Genomic DNA, 18,070 nt, shown 5'->3' on the forward strand with positions numbered 1-18,070 from the left:
CGTCCCTCCTACGCCTGACCGCCCGTGGCCAGCCGGCGGTGGAGCTGCACCAGCCGGCGGTGCAGGCTGGCATCCAGCCGGCGGTCGCCGATCTTCACCACCAGGCCGCCCAGCAGCTCCGGACGAACCCGCACCGCGAGGCGCACCTGGCGAGCCCCCAGGGAGCGGGCCAGCTCCTCCTCCAGGCGCTGCCGGGTGGCGGCATCCAGCTCCGCCGCCGCCTCCACCTCGGCCTCCAGCACGCCCGCCTCCCGGTCGCGCAGGGCAGTAAACTCGGCCACGATGTCCGGCAGCAGGTTTTCCCTCCGCCGGCGCACCAGCAGCCGCAGCAGGTTGCCTACCCACAGATGGACCCGGTCCCCGAAGACGGACTCGATCAGCTGCTGCTTGTCACGCGCCGGGACGGCCAGGCTCTCGAAGCGCTGGCTCAACTCGGGATGCTCGCTGAAGACGTCGAGCACGCGGGCCAGGTCGGCGGCCAGGCGGTCGAGTTCACTGCTCTCGCGGCCGAGATCGTACAGAACCCGGGCGTAGCGTTGGGCGAGGGGGCGGCGCTTCATCGCAGGCTCGCCACCTCTTCCACGGCCTCGGTCACCAGCCGGCGCTGGTCTTCGGCGTCCAGCACCCGGCCCAGCACCCGCTCCGTGGCCAGCAGGGTCAGGTCGGCCACCTCCCGCCGCAGGGCGGCGATGGCCTGCTCCTTCTCCCGCTCGATGGTGGCCCGGGCCCGTTCCAGCAGCTGCTCCGCCTCGCGGCGCGCTGCCTCAAGCCGCTCCTGGCGCTCCTGCTCCGCCAGCTGGGTCGCCCGCTCCAGGATGCTCTGGGCCTCCCGCTGGGCGGCCGCCAGCCGCTGGCGGTACTCGGCCTCGGCCCGGGCCGCCTCCTCCCGGGCGCGCTCGGCAGCGGCCAGGTTGACCTCGATCTCCTCCCGGCGCCGGTCCAGCAACTCCATCACCGGGCGCCAGAAGAACCGGGCGAGCACGATGACGAACAGGAAAAAGTTGATGAACGCCCAGATCAACTCGGGTGAAATATGCACCGTTGTTCCCTCCAGCCGCGGGCGGTACCCGTTGGCAGGCCGTGGCCTGCCGTCGCAGGCCGTAGCCTGCCCGGCCCCGCCGGGGCGTGGTCCATGGCCCCACAACGCCATTGGGGGGCGGTCCGATGCAACCGATCGAGCCCGGGCCCGGCCGCCCCCCGCCACCCGATCCGCCTCGCCGCCGGCAGGGGCTGCTACGCCCCTGCCGGCGTCCCATCAACCGGCCACCTGGCCGGCGAACAGGAAGGCGAGGGCGAAGGTGAACAGGGTCAGCGACTCGAGGAAGGCCAGCGACAGGATCAGGACCGTCTGGATACGGCCGGCCGCCTCAGGCTGGCGCCAGATGGCGTCCAGCGCCGCCGCCGCCGCCCGCGCCTGGCCGGTGGCCGAGCCGATGGCTGCGATGGCCAGGCCGATGACCGCCAGCGCGGAGAAGAACGCAATCCCGGTGATTCCTTCCACCGCGTCTCCCCCTCCTTTCCGAAAACTTTGCCCGGCGGGCCGCCGCAGCCGCCCGCGGGTCAAGCCTGAAAATGTTCCTCAATGCTCGTGGTGGAACTCGGCGGTGGCCGCCTCGATGTACAGGGCCGACATCATGGTGAAGATCAGCGCCTGCACGAACCCGGCAATGACCTCGATGAACATCACGCCCATGGGCAGGAACCAGGGCAGGGCGGCCAAAAGCCCTGCCAGGACCGCCTCGCCACCAAAGATGTTGGCGAACAGACGCAAGGACAGGGAGAAGGGCTTGATCAGCTCTTCAATGACCGCCAGGGGAACCGTCAGCGGCCAGAGGAAGACAGGCCCTTCGAGAAAGCGCCGGAAGTACCCCAGCCCGTGGCGCCGGAAGCCGTAGACCTGGACGGCCACGAAGGTGAAGATGGCCAAGCCGCCGGTCACGCCCCAGCGGCTCGTCGGCGGCTGGAACCAGTTCTCGTGGGGCAGAAGGGGAAGCAGGCCGGTGTAGTTGCTCAGCAGGATCAAAACGAAGAAGGAGCCCAACAGCGGAGTGAACTGCCGCGCCCGCTCCCGGCCCATGATGTCGGTCACAAAGCCGTAAAGGGATTCCACGGCCCACTGGACGGCCATCTGAAACCGATTGCGCGGCACCAGGTGCAGGCCGCGGGCCGCCGCGATCCCCAGCACGATGATCAGGGCCATGAGGATCCACATGGTGACGATGGACTCGTGCACGGGCAGCCCGAACAGGTGGAAGACCACGTGCCCGCCCTCCGCCGCCTCGCCGCCCGCGGCGGCCAGCTGCAGCCATGGGGTCAAGCCCGTTCCCTCCTTGCTCGCATCCGGAAGAACAGGGGAGCGTCACCGGCCAGGATGAGCCCGGCAACGGCCGCGAGGATGGCCAGGGGCCGGCCGGTAACCAGGAACACCATCAAGAGTGAAACAAAACTTAGAGCCATGCGCAACAAGAATCGGCCCAGGACCTGCTGTTGAAGTGTGGCAATCGCTTCGCGATCCGTGGCGGTCCGCATACGCTGCAGGGGACCGGCAAGCAACCGGTAGTTGGCAAGTCCCCAGAGCATGCCCCACACCCCGGCCGCCAGTCCCAGCACCGGATCCGTCCAGCTTGTGAAGGCGTTCACGAAGACGGCCCGCCCTTTCCGCCGCGTTCCTGCTCCGCCGGGTGCCTGGGAACTTCGCGGCCGGCGGAGGCATCGGGCCCGGAGCCGGAAGAGCCCGGACCGGCTGCGCCCGGCCCTCTACCCGGCATGCCCGCCCCCCCGTGGCCGCGCCCCGGGCCGCCGGCGGCGGGTTCGTCCGCATCCAGGCGCTGGAGGGTACGCCACAAGACCCGGAAGGCAGCCACCACGCCCAGCATGAGCCCCAGCAGCTGCAGCCAGGGCGCCGTGTCCAGCCATCCGTCCAGCCAGCGGCCGCCGTAGTAGCCGATGGCCATGCCGGCCAGCAGGGTGCCCGCGAAGGTGAAAGCCAGCTCGAAGAGCGTGCCCGCGCCCCGCAGCCCGTTCCCGGAGCCGCCCCACGCCCGCCCGGAGCGGTCCCGCGCCCCGGGCGGCGTGGCCTTGCGGGGGGGCAGCACGGCCTTGCGGGGCCGCCTGGGCCTGGAAGGGCTCTCGCCCGCCATGGTCCATCCTCCCTGCTGCGGTCCCCTGCCAGGTTACCGCCGGGGCGCCGCCGGGCCGGTTCCGGAGGCCGCTGGCACGCGCACCAGCGGTAGATTAGCAGAGGGCGGTAGGGTGGGCAACCGGATCCCCGCCCGAGGCCCGCGAAGCCCTGCTCCCGGCACCCGGGCCCTTAGGGTGGGGACCGCGCCCCCGGCTCGCCGGCCCCGTGGCAGCCGGGGTGGGCCGCCGGAACCCCGTAGCTGTACCGGGCGCCTCAGGACCAACGGGCCGCCTGCGGGTCGCCCGGGTTCAGGCCGTGGCCCGGCGGCGAGTCGGCCGGAGCGGGGGCCCGGACCGCCTGGGCCGGCGGCAGGCCCGGATCCCAGGGGTCGGGCGGCCGGTCCCGCAGCCCGAACACGTACTCGATGGCCTCCACGGTACGCCGCGCCGCCTGCCCGTCGCCGAAGGGGTTGCGGGCCCGGGCCACCTGCCGGTAGGCGGCGGGATCGGTCAGCAACCGCCGGGCCGTGCGCAGGATGGGCTCCTCGTGGGGGCCGACCTGCAGCACGGTGCCTGCCTCCACCGCCTCCGGCCGCTCCGTCTTGTCCCGCAACAGGAGCACCGGCAAGCCCAGGGCGGGCGCCTCTTCCTGCAACCCGCCGGAATCCGTCAGCAGCAGGGTGGCGCGGGCCATCAGGTTGGCCCAGTCGGCGTACTCCGGCGGATCCAGCAGGCTCACCCGCTCGACCCCCTCCAGGTGGCGGCGGATGGTGCCGGACACCACCGGGTTGGGGTGGACCGAGTAGACCAGCTCGATGTCGGGGTGGCTCTCCACCAGCCGCCGCAGGGCACGGGCCACCGCCTCCAGGGGCTCGCCCCAGTTCTCCCGGCGGTGGGCTTCGCAGAGGACCAGGCGCCGGCCCGGCGACGGGAAGCGGGCCAGCTCGTCCCGGCGGAAGCGGTAACCGGGCGAAACCACCGACAGCAGGGCATCGATGGCGGTGTTGCCCGTGACGAAGATCCCGGCCGGGTCGATGCCCTCCCGCAGCAGGTTCGCCCGGGAGGCCGGGGTGGGCGCGAAGTGCAGGTCGCACAGGGCGTCGGTGAGCCGCCGGTTGATCTCTTCTGGAAAAGGCTGGTACTTGTCGTAGGTCCGCAGGCCCGCCTCGACATGGCCGATGGCCACCTGGTGGTAGAAGGCGGCCAGCGCGCCGGCCAGGGTGGTGGTGGTGTCGCCGTGGACCAGCACCAGATGGGGCTGCGCCTGGCGCAGCACCGCCTCCAGGCCCTGCAGGGCCCGGGTCGTGATGTCGGTCAGGGTCTGCCGGGGTTGCATGATGTCCAGGTCGAAGTCGGGTTCGATGCCGAAGAGATGAAGGACCTGGTCGAGCAGTTCCCGGTGCTGCGCCGTCACGGCCACCTGCACGCGAATGGCCGGCCGCCGCGCCAGCCGGTGGATGACCGGTGCCATCTTGGTGGCTTCGGGGCGGGTGCCGAACACCACCAGGACCTTGAGCGGCTGGCCCGCCGGCCTGCGCGCCCCCAGGCGGGCGCGCAGGGCTGCCGTTCCGGCCGCTACCGTAGCACCACCAGGACGGCCGCTGCCCCCCGCCTCCCCGCCCGCCGGTCTCCCCGGCCTCCCGGCCGGACTGCCCGGGTGGAACGGCGCGGTCCCCCCGGGGGTCCCGGCCTCCCCTCGACCTCCGGCGCCCGGTTCCCGCCGGCGCGCCCGCGGCATCGTGCCGCCCGCCGCGCCACCCGGGAACGGGCGGGCCCACTGAGCTTGTCCCATGCAGGTCTGCCCTCCTTCGCCCCCGCCGCCCCCGCCACGCGGGGACCGGCCGCAGCGGGGAGCCTGCTCCCCCCGGGGATCGGATGCCGGTCCCCTGGCGCCGGCCGGAAACATTGGGGGGTGTGAAGGCGATGGTGTCAGGTTGTCACGTTGGAGGTTTGCCAAACAAGGTCCGGCATTCCGGCAGGAGGCCGGCCAGAAGCCGCCGGGTCGACCCCCGTTGGCACCGGGTCCTGGGGCAGGTGAGTGGCGGGAAGCTCAGTGGCCCAGGCGCCGCGGCCGCTGCCGGTTCCACTCCAGCAGCTTGCGGGCCACCAGGTGAACCGACGCGGCCAAGGTGACGACGATCAGCACGCCCTGCAGGATGTTCCCCTGGGCGACCGAGACGGCCCCCAGCGCCAGCCAGGCGGTGATGAGATACATCACCAGCACCGCGTCCCGGTGGCTGAAGCCGAGGCGCATCAGCCGGTGGTGCAGGTGGTCCCGGTCGGCGGCCATGACGGGCCGTCCCGCCTGCAGGCGCCGCAGGATGGCCAGGGCGGTGTCGGCGATGGGCAGGGCCAGGACCATCACGGGTACGGCCAGGGCCACCACGGCCGCGCTCTTCAATAGGCCTACCACCGAGACGGTGGCGATGGTGTAGCCGATGAACAGCGCCCCCGTGTCGCCCATGAAGATCTTGGCCGGGTTGAAGTTGTAGGGCAGGAACCCCAGGGTGCTGCCGGCCAGGGCCGCCATGAGCAGCACCGCTTCCAGCGGCTGCCCCGTCTGGAGCGCCACCACCAGCACCGTCAGGGCGGCAATGGACGCGATCCCCGCGGCCAGGCCGTCCAGCCCGTCGATCAGGTTGATCACGTTGCTCATGGCGACGATCCACAGCACGGTGAGGGGAACGCCCCATGCCCCGAGGACCAGCAGGTCGTCGGCCCCGGTGGGCGTAAGCAGCCCCAGGGGATTGGTCAGCACTTCGATGCGGATGCCCTGTACCACGGCGACCAGTGCCGCCGCCACCTGGCCCGCCAGCTTGACCACGGGCGGCAGATCCAGCACGTCGTCGGCCAGGCCCACGGCCACCATGACCAGGCCGCCCAGCAGCACCGCCGCCACATCGGCATCGGCCCAACCCAGGCTGGCCAGCGCCGCGGCGACGAACCCGGCAAAGATCGCCAGACCGCCCAGGTGCGGCACGGGAACCCGGTGCACGCTGCGCGGGGTCGGGCGGGCGACCAGCCCCAGGCGGAGGGCCACAGCCCGGACCAGGGGGGTGGTCACCAGGGCCACCAGCGCCGCGACGGCCAGCGCCAGCCAGTGCGACGGGGAATGGGCCCACGATGGCATGACGGCTCTTCCTCCCGTTCTCTCCCGACCGGCGGGCGCCCCCCTCCCCCACAGGGCGCCGCCCGCCGCGGCCGGTCTCGACCGGCCGGCGTCCTCATGGATTGTAGAACCCGCCCCCTGCGGTGTCAAAGGGCTCGCCAGGGCGGTTTCCATTATTTACAGAAGATTAAAAACCATTCCTTCCTGCTCGAAAGGGGGTCACCGTTGCATAGATTCGCGTTCCAGGGCAGCGATCTTGTCGAGCCGGCGCTGGTGGCGCCCGCCGGCGAAGGGCGTCTCGAGCCAGGTGGCCAGGATCTCCCGGGCCATCCCGGGCCCGACCACCCGCGCGCCCAGGGTCAGGACGTTGCTGTCGTTGTCCTGCCGGGTCAGGCGAGCCGAGTAGGGCTCGGTGCAGCACGCGGCCCGGATGCCCGGCAGCTTGTTGGCCGCGATGGCCATGCCGATGCCCGTACCGCAGATCAGCACCGCCCGGTCCGCCTCACCTTCCAGCACCTTCTGGCAGGCTGCCCGCGCGTAGTCGGGGTAGTCGCACGATTCCCGCTGGTGGGTGCCCACGTCGATGACCTCCAGGCCCTGCTCCTCCATGAAGGCGATGAGATCCTGCTTGAGGTCGAACCCGGCGTGATCGCTGCCGATGGCGACCCGAAGGCGTCCCGATGCTCCCCGGGCTCCGCCGGCCTGGTCCGCGGCGCGTTCTTCCCTCCCGGTCACGGCGCGTTCCTCCTCCGTCCTGGTATGGAAAGCCATGCCCGCTCCGCCCCCGGCACCGGCGCCGGGGGCGGCTCCGGTGGCGGGGGAGACGCCGGTGCCGGGGGTGCGGTCCGCCGCGTCCACCGCGGGGCCCCCAGCGCGCCCGGGCACGCCTCCCCCCTGCGCAGCGTCCCGCTGCAGGCTGGCCAGCCGCTGCGCCGCCATGGCCGCCTCCCGCCGCAACTGCCGGGCCAGGATCTGGTAGTCCGCCAGCCCCTGGCCAAAGGGGTCGGGCACATCGGCGTCGGGCAGGGAGGCGCCGGTCGCCCACTCCCGCCAGAGGGCGACCCGCGGCGCGATCCCGGGAAAGCGGCGGCGGAGTTCCTCCGCCTGGGAACGGGTCATGGCCAGGACCAGGCCGGCACCCTCCAGCAAATCCGGCGTCACGGGCTGGCTGCGGTGGTCTGCCAGGGACAGCCCGTCGCGAGCCACGGCCTCCCGGGCCTCGGCCGCCGCCGGGAGCCCCGGGACGGCATGGAGACCGGCCGACGCCACCTCCATGTCCTGCAGGCCCGCCTCCGCCAGGGCCTGCTTCAGGTACGCTGCGGCCATGGGACTCCGGCAGGTGTTACCGCTACAGACGACCAGCACCCTGCGGATGGTCATCGCCGGGCACCTCCCCTCCTGCCGCCGCCTTGCGCAACCGGTTCATCACGGCGCGCCCCAGCCCGTGCTCGGGCACCGCCAGGGCCAGCACCCGCGTCGCCCCCAGGGCGTCGGCGGCCCGCAGCGCGCGAAACAGGCGGCGCGCCTGCTGGTCGGGCCGGTGCCGGGATCCCAGGTCGAGGACCACCGGCCCCCGAGCGAAATCCCCCGCCCTTTCCCGGCCGGGACCCTCCGGGCCGCCGGGCTCCGTGGCACCGCCGGGGCCCGTGCCACCGCCGGGTGCAGAACCCGCCCCCGCGGCCGGCTCGCCGCCCGCCCGTCCCGCGGCGGATCCCGCGGCCTCACCGGTGGCATCCCCGCCGGCCCGCCGCGGGTCGCCTTCGCCCTCATCCAGCGGAACCCACCGGCCGCCCGCCCCCAGCTGTCCCAGCAACGCCTCCAGGTCCTCGCGGCAGCCCACCAGGGCGACCCGCTGGCCTTCGGCCAGCCAGCGGCGGACGAGCACGGCCCCCGCGCCGGCATCGGGCACCAGGACCAGGGGCGCCTCCGGGGCGTAGTGCCGGTACTTCATCCCCGGTGCCGGCGCCGCTTCCCCGGCCGCCACCACCGGCGGCACCGCCAGGGGCACCCCCAGCACGGCTTCCAGGTCCTCCGCGGGCACACCCCCCGGGCGCAGGAGCCTGGGAGGCCACACGGTCACATCGACCACCGTGCTCTCGACCCCCACGGGTACAGGCCCCGCATCCAGCAGCATGTCCAGGTGGGGCCCCAGGTCGGCCCAGACGTCTTCGGCGCGGGTAGGGCTGGGTCGCCCCGAGCGGTTGGCACTGGGAGCCGCCACGGGGGTACCGGCAGCCGCGATGAGCGCCTGGGCCACCGGATGGGCAGGGCAGCGCACGGCCACCGTGGGCAGCCCGGCCCGCACCACCGCGGGCACGGCGGGGCCTGCCGGCAGCACCAGCGTCAGCGGGCCCGGCCAGAAGCGCTCCGCAAGCCGGCGGCCCGCCTCGGGCCAGGACGCCACCAGCTCGGGACCCGCCTGCTCGGGACCCGTCACGTGGACGATCAGCGGGTTGTCGGCGGGCCGTCCCTTGGCGGCAAAAATGCGGGCCACGGCGCGGGGGTTGAGCGCATCGGCGCCCAGGCCGTACACCGTCTCCGTGGGAAAAGCCACCAGGCCCCCCTGGCGCAGGATGGCGCCGGCGCGGCGCACGGCGGCCTCGTCCTGGCGGGGGTCCGTCCCCAGGCGGACCCAGGCGGCGCCGGGGCCGGGATCCCCCTCCCGCCCGCCGGCCCGGCCGCTGGCGCCGGGGAGCCCACCTGCCGCCCTGGTCCCCTCACCGGCCAACCGGGACCGCGCATGCGGCCCCGCCGCCCGGGCGGGCCGCCCGGTCTTCCGGCCCGGCGGCGCGGGCGGGGGATCGGCCGGCGGGCGGTTCAGGCCGTCCATTGTCCTGCCACCACCCGGGGGATGCCGGCCAGATCGGGCCACTGGCACAGGTTGCGGCAACCCACCGCGCCCAGCAGGTGACGGACGGCGGCGGCCTGCCCTGCCCCCACCTCCAGGAAGATCCAGCCCCCAGGCGCCAGCAGCCGGACGGCCCCGGGGATCAGCCGGTGGTACGCCTCCAGCCCCGTGGGCCCCGGGCACAGGGCCAGGTGGGGCTCGTAGCGGTAGACTTCCGCCTGGAGCTGGCGCAGGTCGCCGGAGGCGACGTACGGCGGATTGCTGGCCACGGCGGCCAGCTTGCCCGCCCAGCCGCCCGCCAGCAGGGGTTCGGCCCAGTCGCCCGCCCAGAACTGCATGCGCGCCGCCACCCCGTGGCGCGCCGCGTTATCCCGCGCCACCTTGAGGGCACGGGCCGAGCAATCGGTGACCAGCACCGTCCACAGGGGCCGCTCGGCCGCCAGGGTCACGCCGACGATGCCCGTCCCCGTCCCCAGGTCGGCCACCACCGCCGGTTCCGGCGACAGCGTGCGCAGGACCGCCTCCACCAGCACCTCCGTCTCCGGCCGCGGGATCAGGGTCGCGGGGGTGACGCGAAAGGGGCGGCCGAAGAACTCGGCCCGCTGCAGGATGTAGGCCACGGGTTCCCGCCGGGCGCGGCGCAGGACCCACTGGACGAACCGGGCCCACGCGGCCGGCGGCAGCGGCGCCTCCGGTTCGGCCAGAAGGCGGGCGCCCGGCATGTCCATGGCGGCCCCCAAAAGCACCCGCGCCGAGGCCCTGGCCTCGTCCGGCGCCAGGCCCGCCTCCACCAGGAAGGCCCGGGCCCAGGCCAGCGCCTCGCCCACCCGGGCCGGACGCTCGGCGGGCAAGCCGGTGCCGGCCGGCCCCGCCCGGCGGGGAGCCGTGGCCGGGCCCGGCGTCGGCAACGAGCCGGAGGTGCCGCCGGGCGGCCGAGCGGCGGGTTCCTCCCAGAAACCCGGCATCTCAGCTCACCGCCTCGCCCAGGCGCACCTGCTCGTCGTGGGCGGCCAGGGCATCCAGGAGCTCGTCCAGGTCGCCGTCCATGACCTCCTGCAGGCGGTACAGGGTGAGGCCGATGCGGTGGTCGGTCACGCGGTTCTCACGGAAGTTGTAGGTGCGGATCTTCTCGCTGCGCTCGCCCGTCCCCACCTGGGAGCGCCGCTGCTTGGACAGCTCCTCCTGCTGCCGGCGGGTGTAGTAGTCCAGCAGCCGGGCACGCAGGATCTTCATCGCCCGCGCCCGGTTCTTGTGCTGGGAGCGCTCGTCCTGGCAGGTCACCACGATCCCCGTGGGCTTGTGGGTGATACGCACGGCCGACTCCGTCTTGTTCACGTGCTGCCCGCCGGGGCCGCTGGCGGCGAAGGTGTCGATCTCCAGGTCGTCGGGGTCGATCTGGACCTCCACCTCCTCGGCTTCGGGCAGCACGGCCACCGTGGCCGTGGAGGTGTGGATGCGGCCGCCGGCTTCGGTCACGGGAACCCGCTGGACGCGGTGGACGCCGCTTTCGTGCTTGAGACGGCTGAAGGCGCCGCGGCCGCTGACGGCAAAGATGATCTCCTTGAACCCGCCCAGGTCGCTCTCGGTGGCCGCCATGATCTCGGTGCGCCAGCCCTGGCGCTCGGCATAGCGCTGGTACATGCGGAAGAGGTCGCCGGCGAAGAGGGCGGCTTCCTCGCCGCCGGTTCCGGCCCGGATCTCCATGATCACGTCCCGCTGGTCCCGGGGATCGCGGGGAAGGAGCAGGCCGCGCAAGGCCCGCTCCAGAGCCTGGCGCTCACCCTCCAGCCGCTCCACCTCGGCCGCCAGGTAGGCACGTTCGTCGGCCTCCTCGGCCTCCCGCAAGAGGGCCCGGGCGGCCTCCAGGTCCGCGGCCGCCTCCCGCCAGCGGCGATAGGCCTCGACCAGCGGCTCCAGCTCCGCCCGTTCCTGGGCCAGGGGCTGCCAGCGGCGGGGATCGGCGGCCACCGCCGGATCGGCCAGTTCCCGCTCCAGCTGGTCGAACCGGCCGAGGCGCGCCGCCAGCGCCTCCCGAAGGGCTCCCGGCAGCTCGGGAAGGGGCCCCGGCTCCGGGCCTTGGGCCGGGCCTTCACCCGGCGCGCCGTGCGCGTGGACGGAGTTGGACCTTTCGGCCATGCGGCGTCACCTCGAAGCAGGCGGAGGGAAGGCGGCAGCACCGGGCGAGGCCGGCACCGGCACGGCTCCCGCCGGTGCCTGGGCCGGCTGGGCTGCCGCCGCGCCGGTAGCGGCACCGGGGCCGGCGGCCTGGGCGCGGCCGGCCGTGGTCGCGCCGGGCTCCCTTCCGGCAGGGGCCTGCAACCCCTCGCGGGGCAGGCAGGCCTTGAGGGCCGCCAGAGCCACCTCCAGCTGATCCAGGCTGGGCTCGGCCGTGGTCAGCCGCTGGAGCCACAGGCCGGGCGCCGACATCCAGCGGACCCAGGGGCTTGTGCTGCGGGCGGCCAGGAGAATCCATTCATAGGCCAGGCCGGCCACCACCGGCACCAGCGCCAGGCGCAACAGGGTCCGCTGCCAGAAGTCCGGCCAGCCGAACAGGGCGTGGACCAGCACGGCCGTCACGGCCACAAACAGCAGGAACGCGGTCCCGCAGCGCGGGTGGAAGCGGGAGAAGCCCTGCGCCACCTCGGGTTCCAGCGGCGCGCCGGCTTCCAGGGCATGGATGGCCTTGTGCTCAGCCCCGTGGTACTGGTAGACCCGCTGGATGTCGGGAAGGCGCCCGATGGCCGCCATGTAACCCAAAAGCAGAACCAGCCGGACGGCACCTTCCACCAGGTTGCGGGCGAGCTCGCCGGTGGCCATCGCCGTGGCCACCCAGGTGGGGACCAGCACGAACAGGCCGAGCCCCAGGGCCAGGGCCAGGACGTTCACCACCGTCACCCAGCGGTCGCCGGGCGGCACGCCCGCGTCGCGGGCCGGCACCTCCCGGCCGTGACGGCCCGCCGGGTGGTCGAGCCCCTGCGTCCCCCCGCGGGCCGCCCCGCCGGCCGGTTCTTCCGCCAGCCGGGCCGACTCGTTGAGGACCTGGATGCCCACCACCAGGGCCTCGGCCAGGGCGGCGATGCCGCGCAGGAAAGGCCAGCCCAGCCAGGACCGGCGGGCGGTGTAGGCGGTATGGGGCCGGACGGTGACGTGGATGCTCCCGTCAGGCCGCCGGACGGCCAGGGCCAGGCGCCCGGCGCCGCGCATCATCACACCCTCGATCACCGCCTGGCCACCGAAGCGGTTGCGCCAGTCCATGCCCATCGCCCTTTCCGCGGGCCCCCGGCCACCCGGTCAGCCAACCTGCCAGCGCCGGTGGGGAACCGGCCGGGCCGGGCCCCGGCCGTCAGCGGCCGCCCGCGCCCGCCTGCTGCTCCTGGCGGAACCGCTCGTACTTCTGGCGGAACCGGTCGACGCGGCCGCCGGTGTCGACGATGCGCTGCGTGCCCGTGTAGAAGGGGTGGCACTGGGCGCAGACGTCGACCCGCAGGTTCTCCCGGGTCGAACCCACCTCGTACACGGCCCCGCAGGCGCAGGTAATCACCGTCCGCTTGTATTCAGGATGGATGCCCGGCTTCATATCCCTTCACCTCATCGCGGCGGGATGCCATCGCCCGCACAAGATGGCCGGACCGCTGGCGCGGTTCCGGCTCGAATGCACCCAACCATTATACCAGCTTTGCCGGGCCGTTGCCCTTTGCCTGGGCCACGGCCGCCCGCCCCGCGGCCCGGCCCCCTCCTCACGATCCGCCCCGCGCCCCGGCTCCCGTCCCCGGCCCGGTTTCCCGGCTTCCGGGCAGGGCCGGCGAAGGCCGGTACCAGCGGGGGTCGAGCCAGGCCAGGGGATCGAAGAACCCACCGTCGGCCCGCACCTCCAGGTGGAGGTGCGGGCCGGTGGCGTTGCCCGTGGCACCGGCCCACCCCAGCAGCTGGCCCCTGGTCACCTTCTGGCCGGGTTCGACCGCCAGGGACTCCAGGTGGCCGTAGAGGGTCGACCAGCCGCCGGGATGGGCCACTTCCACCGCCAGGCCGTAATCGCCGCGCCAGCCGGCCTGCCGCACCTGCCCCGCCCAGACCGCCCGCACCGGCGTGCCGGCCGGGACCGCCAGGTCGACCCCATGGTGCCAGCGCCCCTCCCGGGGGCCGAAGAGGGAGGTGATGGTGGCGACCCCTTCCACGGGAGGGTGCCACCACCGGCCGGGCGGAATGGCCGGCTGGCCGGGTGGGCTGCCGGCGGTCGACCCGGGGGCCTGGGCCGTCCCCGCCGCGGCGGAAGGCCCGGCCCCGCCGGCCGCCGGGGCGGGCGACCCGGGCGCCTTCGCCTCCTGGCCGGCTCCACCGGCGCCGGCCCGCCCGGCTCCGCCCTCGCCGTGCGCCTGGGGGCCGCCGGCCTCCTGGAGACCGGACCGGGACCCCAGCCACCGGCCGGCCAGGGCATCGAGCCCGGCCGCCCAGGCGGGCTTGTCCAGGGACTGGGGCCGTCCCGGGGCCGGGTCCGCCCGTCCGGACCCCCAGGCCATCACCATCCCGAGCCATGCGGCGAGCAGGAGCGCATTGATGCGGTTGAGCCAGCGGCTCAGGTTGGCCAAAGGACACCACCTCGTGGGCCGTCTCGTGGACCGACCAGGCACGAGGTGGAGTTTGGCTGGAACCTACCGAAGGTATGCAGCCCGTCCCGGAGCCTGCCCGAGGGCCTGGTCCCCGCCCCCGCCGGCACCGGCCTAGCTGCGGTGCTCCTTGATCTGGGCGATGAACTCGGCGTTGGAACGGGTCTTGCGCATCCGCTCGATCAGCTTCTCCAGGATGTCGGCCGGATCGCGGTCGCCCATGGACCGGCGCAGGGCCCACATGATCTCCTGCTCGTCCTTGCTGAGGAGCAGCTCTTCGCGCCGGGTGCCCGAGCGCTTGATGTCGATGGCCGGGAAGATGCGCCGCTCGGCCAGGCGCCGGTCCAGGTGCAGCTCCATGTTGCCCGTGCCCTTGAACTCCTCGTAGATCACGTCGTCCATCTTGCTGCCGGTGTCGATGAGGGCCGTGGCGATGATGGTCAGGCTGCCGCCCTCCTCGATGTTACGGGCCGCCCCGAAGAACCGCTTCGGCTTGTAGAAGGCGGCGGGGTCGAGACCGCCCGACAGGGTGCGGCCGCTGGGCGGCGTGACCAGGTTGTGCGCCCGGGTGAGCCGGGTCAGGCTGTCCAGCAGGATCACCACGTCGCGGCCGTGTTCGACCAGGCGCTTGGCCCGCTCCAGCACCATGTCGGCCAGCTTGACGTGATTCTCCGGCGTCTGGTCGAAGGTCGAACTCAGCACCTCGCCCCGCACCGACCGCTCCATGTCGGTGACCTCTTCCGGCCGCTCGTCGATGAGCACCACCATCAGGGCCACGTCGGGGTAGTTGAAGGCGATGCCGTTGGCGATCTGCTTGAGCAGGATCGTCTTGCCGGCCTTGGGCGGGGCGACGATCAGGCCGCGCTGGCCCTTGCCGATGGGCGCCACCAGGTCGATCAGCCGCTGGGCGATGCTGCCGTTGGGCGTCTCCAGGGTCAGCCGCTCGTTGGGGAAGATAGGCGTCAAGCCCTCGAAGTGCAGCCGGTCCCGGGCCAGCTCCGCGTCCACGCCGTTGACCGCCTCGACCCGCAGCAGGGCGAAGTAGCGCTCGTTGTCCTTGGGCGGTCGCGCCTGGCCGGACACCATGTCGCCGGGCCGCAGGTCGAAGCGCCGGATCTGCGACGGCGAGACGTAGATGTCCTCCTTGCTGGGCAGGTAGTTGACCGGCCGGAGGAACCCGAACCCCTCGGGCATGATGTCCAGCAGGCCCTCGGCCCAGAGCAGGCCGTCCTTCTCCGTGCGCGCCTTGGCGATCTCGAAGATCAGCTCCTGCTTGCGCATGGAGCTGTAGTACGGGATCTCCAGCTGGCGGGCCAGGGCGTAGAGCTCCTTGAGGGGCATCTGCTCCATCTCGCGGATGTCCGGACGGCCGCCGTTACCCTGACGAACCCGGCCGGGTCCCTGCGGGCGCCCCCCGCGGGACGCCGCCTCGCCGCCGGCAGAACCGGCCCCGCCGGGCCCGGCCGCCGGTGCGCCGGGTGCTCCCGGGAGGACGGTGTCCACCCCCGGCTCGGCCACGGCACCATAGGTCCCCTGGCCCGGCCCGCCGGTGCCCGGCTGGACCCCTTCCGCCACGGGGTGCGCGGCAGGGTACAGCCCGGGGCGCTCCCCGGACGCCGCCGGCTCCGCCGGCATCGCTGCTGGCACCTGGAACCCTCCTTCACGGGCTTCCCACCGGGCCACCACCCCCGGACGATGCCCCGCCGCGGTCCCCCGTTGCCACCCGTTGCCCGGGCGGCCGGGACCGGCCGCCTCCGCGCCGTTGGGACGGGCCGCGGCTCCACCCCGGTAACGGCCCTCGACCCGCTCGGGCCCGGCCGGTCGCGGCCGCGGCTCCCCGCGCTGCGGCTCCGGCAGCCGGGTTTGGGCACGCGGGCGGGCGTCCGTCCGGGCCGGCTCGGCCGGCCGGCTCAGCAACTGGGGCGACCCCGGCACCTGGGACGAGGAGGCCGCCTCCGGCCGGCGGGTCGCCGCTGCCGGCTGGTTGGACGGCCCGGCAGGCACCGCCGGTGCGACGGGGACCACGGGCTCGGGGCCGGCGGGGGAGGCGGGCTCCTCCACCGCGGAGCGGGACGCCGGCGCGGCTGCAGCCACGGGAGGCGACGGGTCGGGCCGCCGCCCACCTTCGCCCACCTGCGGCCCGCCGGGCTCCTGGCCGGTGCCGGTCTCCGCAGGCCGGGGGGCCGCCGCTTCCGCTGCAGCGGAAGGCGCCGGCCCGGCACCCGCAGTGGCCGCCGGTGCCGTACTCGCATCCGGCGCGGCCGGCGTGCCCGGTGCATCCGCCCCGTCGACAGCGCCGGGGATGGCCCGGGAGGTTCCATGGCCCGCAACGGCTTCACCACCCGGGGTATCCGGGGCGCCTGCGCCACCCGCCCTGGCGATCCCTTCCGCCGGGGCCTCCTGGACGGGTTGACCTGCCGGTTGCGCGGTGGCGTTCCGGGACGCGGTGCGGCCTCTCCGTCCCCGCCGCGTTGCAGAGCGCGGGGCAACGGTCGCTCCATCCGGCCCGGCCTTGGCATCACCTTCTTCATCCTGGGCGGCGGTTGGCGGTTCGTCCGGCACGGAAAGGCTCCCGTCATGCAGGGAGGAGGTCGGCGCAGCAGGGGAAGCCGGGGCGGCGGCTGCCATGGTCTCGCCGGGTCCGGCCGGGGGCTCTACAGCGGCTGTGCCCGCCGCTTCCGTCGCGGTCGCTTCGGCCGTGGCTGCCTGTCGGCGGGATCGCCGGGCTCCCGTGGTGCCCGTGCGGCGCCGGCGGGTACGGGTGGACGAAGTCGCCGCCTCTTCGGCGGAAGGACCGCTCTCGCCCCCGTCGCGGGCGGCGCCGGAGGCACCGGCTCCGGCGTCCTCGCCGCCGGGAGCGGGGATGGTCGCGGCAGTCCCGGGAGTCCCGCCGGTTCCGCCGGCTCCGGCCGGCGGTGAGGGCTCCGCCGGGGTGGCGGCCGGTTCTTCTAGCATGGGACCTGCCTCACTTTTTCGGGTCTCGGCGCCGGCCGCGCCCCCTTCGGGCTGGGCGGCCTCAGCCGCTGCTTTTCGCGTGCGTGAACCTCGCGCCCGTCCGGAACGGGAGCGCGACGCGGTGTGGGATTCGGTTGTGTCCGGCAAAGAGGTCACCTTCCCTTAGGCGGGCATGTACCCTCGCTGGCGAGTTTGGCGCTGCGTCTGGGGGAGGAGGAGGCCAACCATAAGGATTGCGTCGGTGGTAAAAGGCTATGCGCCCGGCGAGGCGCCATCACCGCTGGTGTGCGGTGGCAGTATAGCAGGCGGCGGAGTCGCCGTCAAGGCAAGGCACGAGCGCCAGGGGGCGCCCGGACCGGCCCCCTGGGCCCTCCGGGGCCCGCGGTCGCCTCTGGCCCCGCGGACCCTGGCCCCCGGTCCCTCGGGGCCCCTGGGCGCCGCCGGCCCTCCGGGCGCTCAGGCCGGCGCTGCCGCGCGTGCCTGCTGAGCGGCTTGCCAGTCGGCCAGGAAGCGCTCGAGGCCTGCATCGGTCAGGGGATGGCGCATCAGTTGCTCCAGCACCGCCATGGGCATGGTGGCGATGTCGGCCCCCACCCGTGCCGCCGCAATCACGTGCCGCGGGTGGCGGATGCTGGCCGCCAGAACCCGCGCCGGCAGGCGGTGGGTACGGAAGATCTCCACGATCTCGGCCACCAGGCCGATGCCGTCTTCCCCGATGTCGTCCAGCCGGCCCACGAAGGGGCTGACGAAGCTCGCCCCCGCCCGGGCGGCCAGCAGCGCCTGCCCCGGCTGGAAGACCAGGGTGACGTTGACCCGGATCCCCTCCCGGCTCAGCCGGTGGGTCGCCTCCAGGCCCGCCGCCGTCATGGGGATCTTGACGACGATGTTGTCGGCCAGGGACGCCAGGTGCCGCCCTTCCCGCACCATGCCCTCGACGTCGGTGGCGATGACCTCGGCGCTGATGGGGCCGGGGATCAGACCGGCGATGGTGCGAAGGATGGTTTCCGGATCCCCACCGGCTCGTGCCATCAAGGTGGGGTTGGTGGTCACCCCCGTCACCACGCCCCAGGCCGCAGCCCGGCGCACCTCATCCACCTGGGCGGTGTCGAGAAACAGTTCCATGGCCCATCGCTCCTCTGGCAGTAAGAGTTTCGGGGGCAGCGGCCCGCTTCCTGCCCCGGGTCTGCCGCCCGCCTCCTGCCCCGGGCCGCCCGGACACCCAGCCCGCCCTCAGGCAAGCAGGTTTCCGGCAGGCGAACCCTGGCCTCAGCCCCCGGCCGGCAGTTTCCGGGCTGGCCGCCCTTGACCGCGGGCTGGCGGTCCGCGGTCCTTGGTTTCGGGCCGGCGGCCCAGCCCTGGTGGGCGGTCGCCGCCAGCGGGGCGCCCCCGGCGGCCGGCCCGAGGCGGGCGGTGCCGGCCCTGGGCCGCCGGCCC

At 74.1% G+C, this 18,070-nt stretch carries 17 protein-coding genes; all 17 read right to left on the reverse strand.

The window, feature by feature from the left end; all coding sequences use genetic code 11:
- Positions 1-8 precede the first annotated feature (8 nt).
- On the reverse strand, positions 9-560 hold the full coding sequence (atpH, locus tag ACZ5T9_RS01555) for an ATP synthase F1 subunit delta (protein ID WP_464833576.1): 552 nt from the start codon (positions 558-560) through the stop codon (positions 9-11).
- On the reverse strand, positions 557-1,039 hold the full coding sequence (atpF, locus tag ACZ5T9_RS01560) for a F0F1 ATP synthase subunit B (RefSeq protein ID WP_464833577.1): 483 nt from the start codon (positions 1,037-1,039) through the stop codon (positions 557-559). Before atpF ends, atpH begins: the two co-directional genes overlap by 4 nt.
- 216 nt (positions 1,040-1,255) lie before the next feature.
- Positions 1,256-1,501 carry an ATP synthase F0 subunit C gene (locus ACZ5T9_RS01565; protein ID WP_006904686.1) on the reverse strand — a complete coding sequence of 82 codons (246 nt, stop codon included), beginning with the start codon at positions 1,499-1,501 and terminating at the stop codon, positions 1,256-1,258.
- 78 nt (positions 1,502-1,579) lie between these two features.
- A complete protein-coding gene (gene atpB, locus ACZ5T9_RS01570; protein ID WP_006904687.1) occupies positions 1,580-2,317 on the reverse strand; it encodes a F0F1 ATP synthase subunit A in 738 nt (245 codons plus the stop codon).
- Positions 2,314-2,640 (reverse strand): hypothetical protein, encoded by a 327-nt coding sequence (locus ACZ5T9_RS01575; protein ID WP_464833579.1) that lies wholly within the window; start codon positions 2,638-2,640, stop codon positions 2,314-2,316. Before ACZ5T9_RS01575 ends, atpB begins: the two co-directional genes overlap by 4 nt.
- Positions 2,637-3,140 (reverse strand): AtpZ/AtpI family protein, encoded by a 504-nt coding sequence (locus ACZ5T9_RS01580; protein ID WP_006904689.1) that lies wholly within the window; start codon positions 3,138-3,140, stop codon positions 2,637-2,639. Before ACZ5T9_RS01580 ends, ACZ5T9_RS01575 begins: the two co-directional genes overlap by 4 nt.
- A 254-nt stretch (positions 3,141-3,394) precedes the next feature.
- Complete coding sequence (wecB, locus tag ACZ5T9_RS01585) at positions 3,395-4,912, reverse strand: non-hydrolyzing UDP-N-acetylglucosamine 2-epimerase (protein WP_464833581.1); 1,518 nt, start codon at positions 4,910-4,912, stop codon at positions 3,395-3,397.
- Positions 4,913-5,170: 258 nt separating this feature from the next.
- Entirely contained in the window at positions 5,171-6,250 is a 1,080-nt protein-coding gene (locus ACZ5T9_RS01590; RefSeq protein ID WP_464833582.1) for a glycosyltransferase family 4 protein, read from the reverse strand.
- Between the two features lie 198 nt (positions 6,251-6,448).
- Positions 6,449-7,609: a ribose 5-phosphate isomerase B gene (gene rpiB, locus ACZ5T9_RS01595; protein ID WP_464833583.1), complete on the reverse strand. Its 1,161-nt coding sequence runs from the start codon at positions 7,607-7,609 to the stop codon at positions 6,449-6,451.
- Positions 7,578-8,957 (reverse strand): L-threonylcarbamoyladenylate synthase, encoded by a 1,380-nt coding sequence (locus ACZ5T9_RS01600; RefSeq protein WP_464833585.1) that lies wholly within the window; start codon positions 8,955-8,957, stop codon positions 7,578-7,580. Before ACZ5T9_RS01600 ends, rpiB begins: the two co-directional genes overlap by 32 nt.
- A gap of 89 nt (positions 8,958-9,046) precedes the next feature.
- Positions 9,047-10,042 (reverse strand): peptide chain release factor N(5)-glutamine methyltransferase, encoded by a 996-nt coding sequence (gene prmC, locus ACZ5T9_RS01605; RefSeq protein ID WP_464833586.1) that lies wholly within the window; start codon positions 10,040-10,042, stop codon positions 9,047-9,049.
- A 1-nt stretch (position 10,043) separates the two neighbouring features.
- Positions 10,044-11,213, reverse strand: coding sequence for a peptide chain release factor 1 (prfA, locus tag ACZ5T9_RS01610; RefSeq protein WP_464833587.1), 1,170 nt, complete (start codon positions 11,211-11,213; stop codon positions 10,044-10,046).
- Between the two features lie 6 nt (positions 11,214-11,219).
- Positions 11,220-12,332: a DUF1385 domain-containing protein gene (locus ACZ5T9_RS01615; protein ID WP_464833588.1), complete on the reverse strand. Its 1,113-nt coding sequence runs from the start codon at positions 12,330-12,332 to the stop codon at positions 11,220-11,222.
- A gap of 88 nt (positions 12,333-12,420) precedes the next feature.
- Complete coding sequence (gene rpmE, locus ACZ5T9_RS01620; protein WP_006904697.1) at positions 12,421-12,654, reverse strand: 50S ribosomal protein L31; 234 nt, start codon at positions 12,652-12,654, stop codon at positions 12,421-12,423.
- A gap of 160 nt (positions 12,655-12,814) precedes the next feature.
- Positions 12,815-13,663, reverse strand: a complete 849-nt coding sequence (locus ACZ5T9_RS01625; protein ID WP_464833589.1) for a M23 family metallopeptidase — start codon at positions 13,661-13,663, stop codon at positions 12,815-12,817.
- Between the two features lie 132 nt (positions 13,664-13,795).
- The gene (gene rho / locus ACZ5T9_RS01630) at positions 13,796-15,814 is read right to left on the reverse strand and encodes a transcription termination factor Rho (RefSeq protein WP_464833591.1); all 2,019 of its coding nucleotides are present in this window, start codon (positions 15,812-15,814) and stop codon (positions 13,796-13,798) included.
- Positions 15,815-17,092: 1,278 nt separating this feature from the next.
- Positions 17,093-17,758, reverse strand: a complete 666-nt coding sequence (fsa, locus tag ACZ5T9_RS01635) for a fructose-6-phosphate aldolase (protein ID WP_464833592.1) — start codon at positions 17,756-17,758, stop codon at positions 17,093-17,095.
- Between the last annotated feature and the right edge of the window lie 312 nt (positions 17,759-18,070).

It is taken from the genome of Thermaerobacter nagasakiensis (assembly GCF_055396825.1).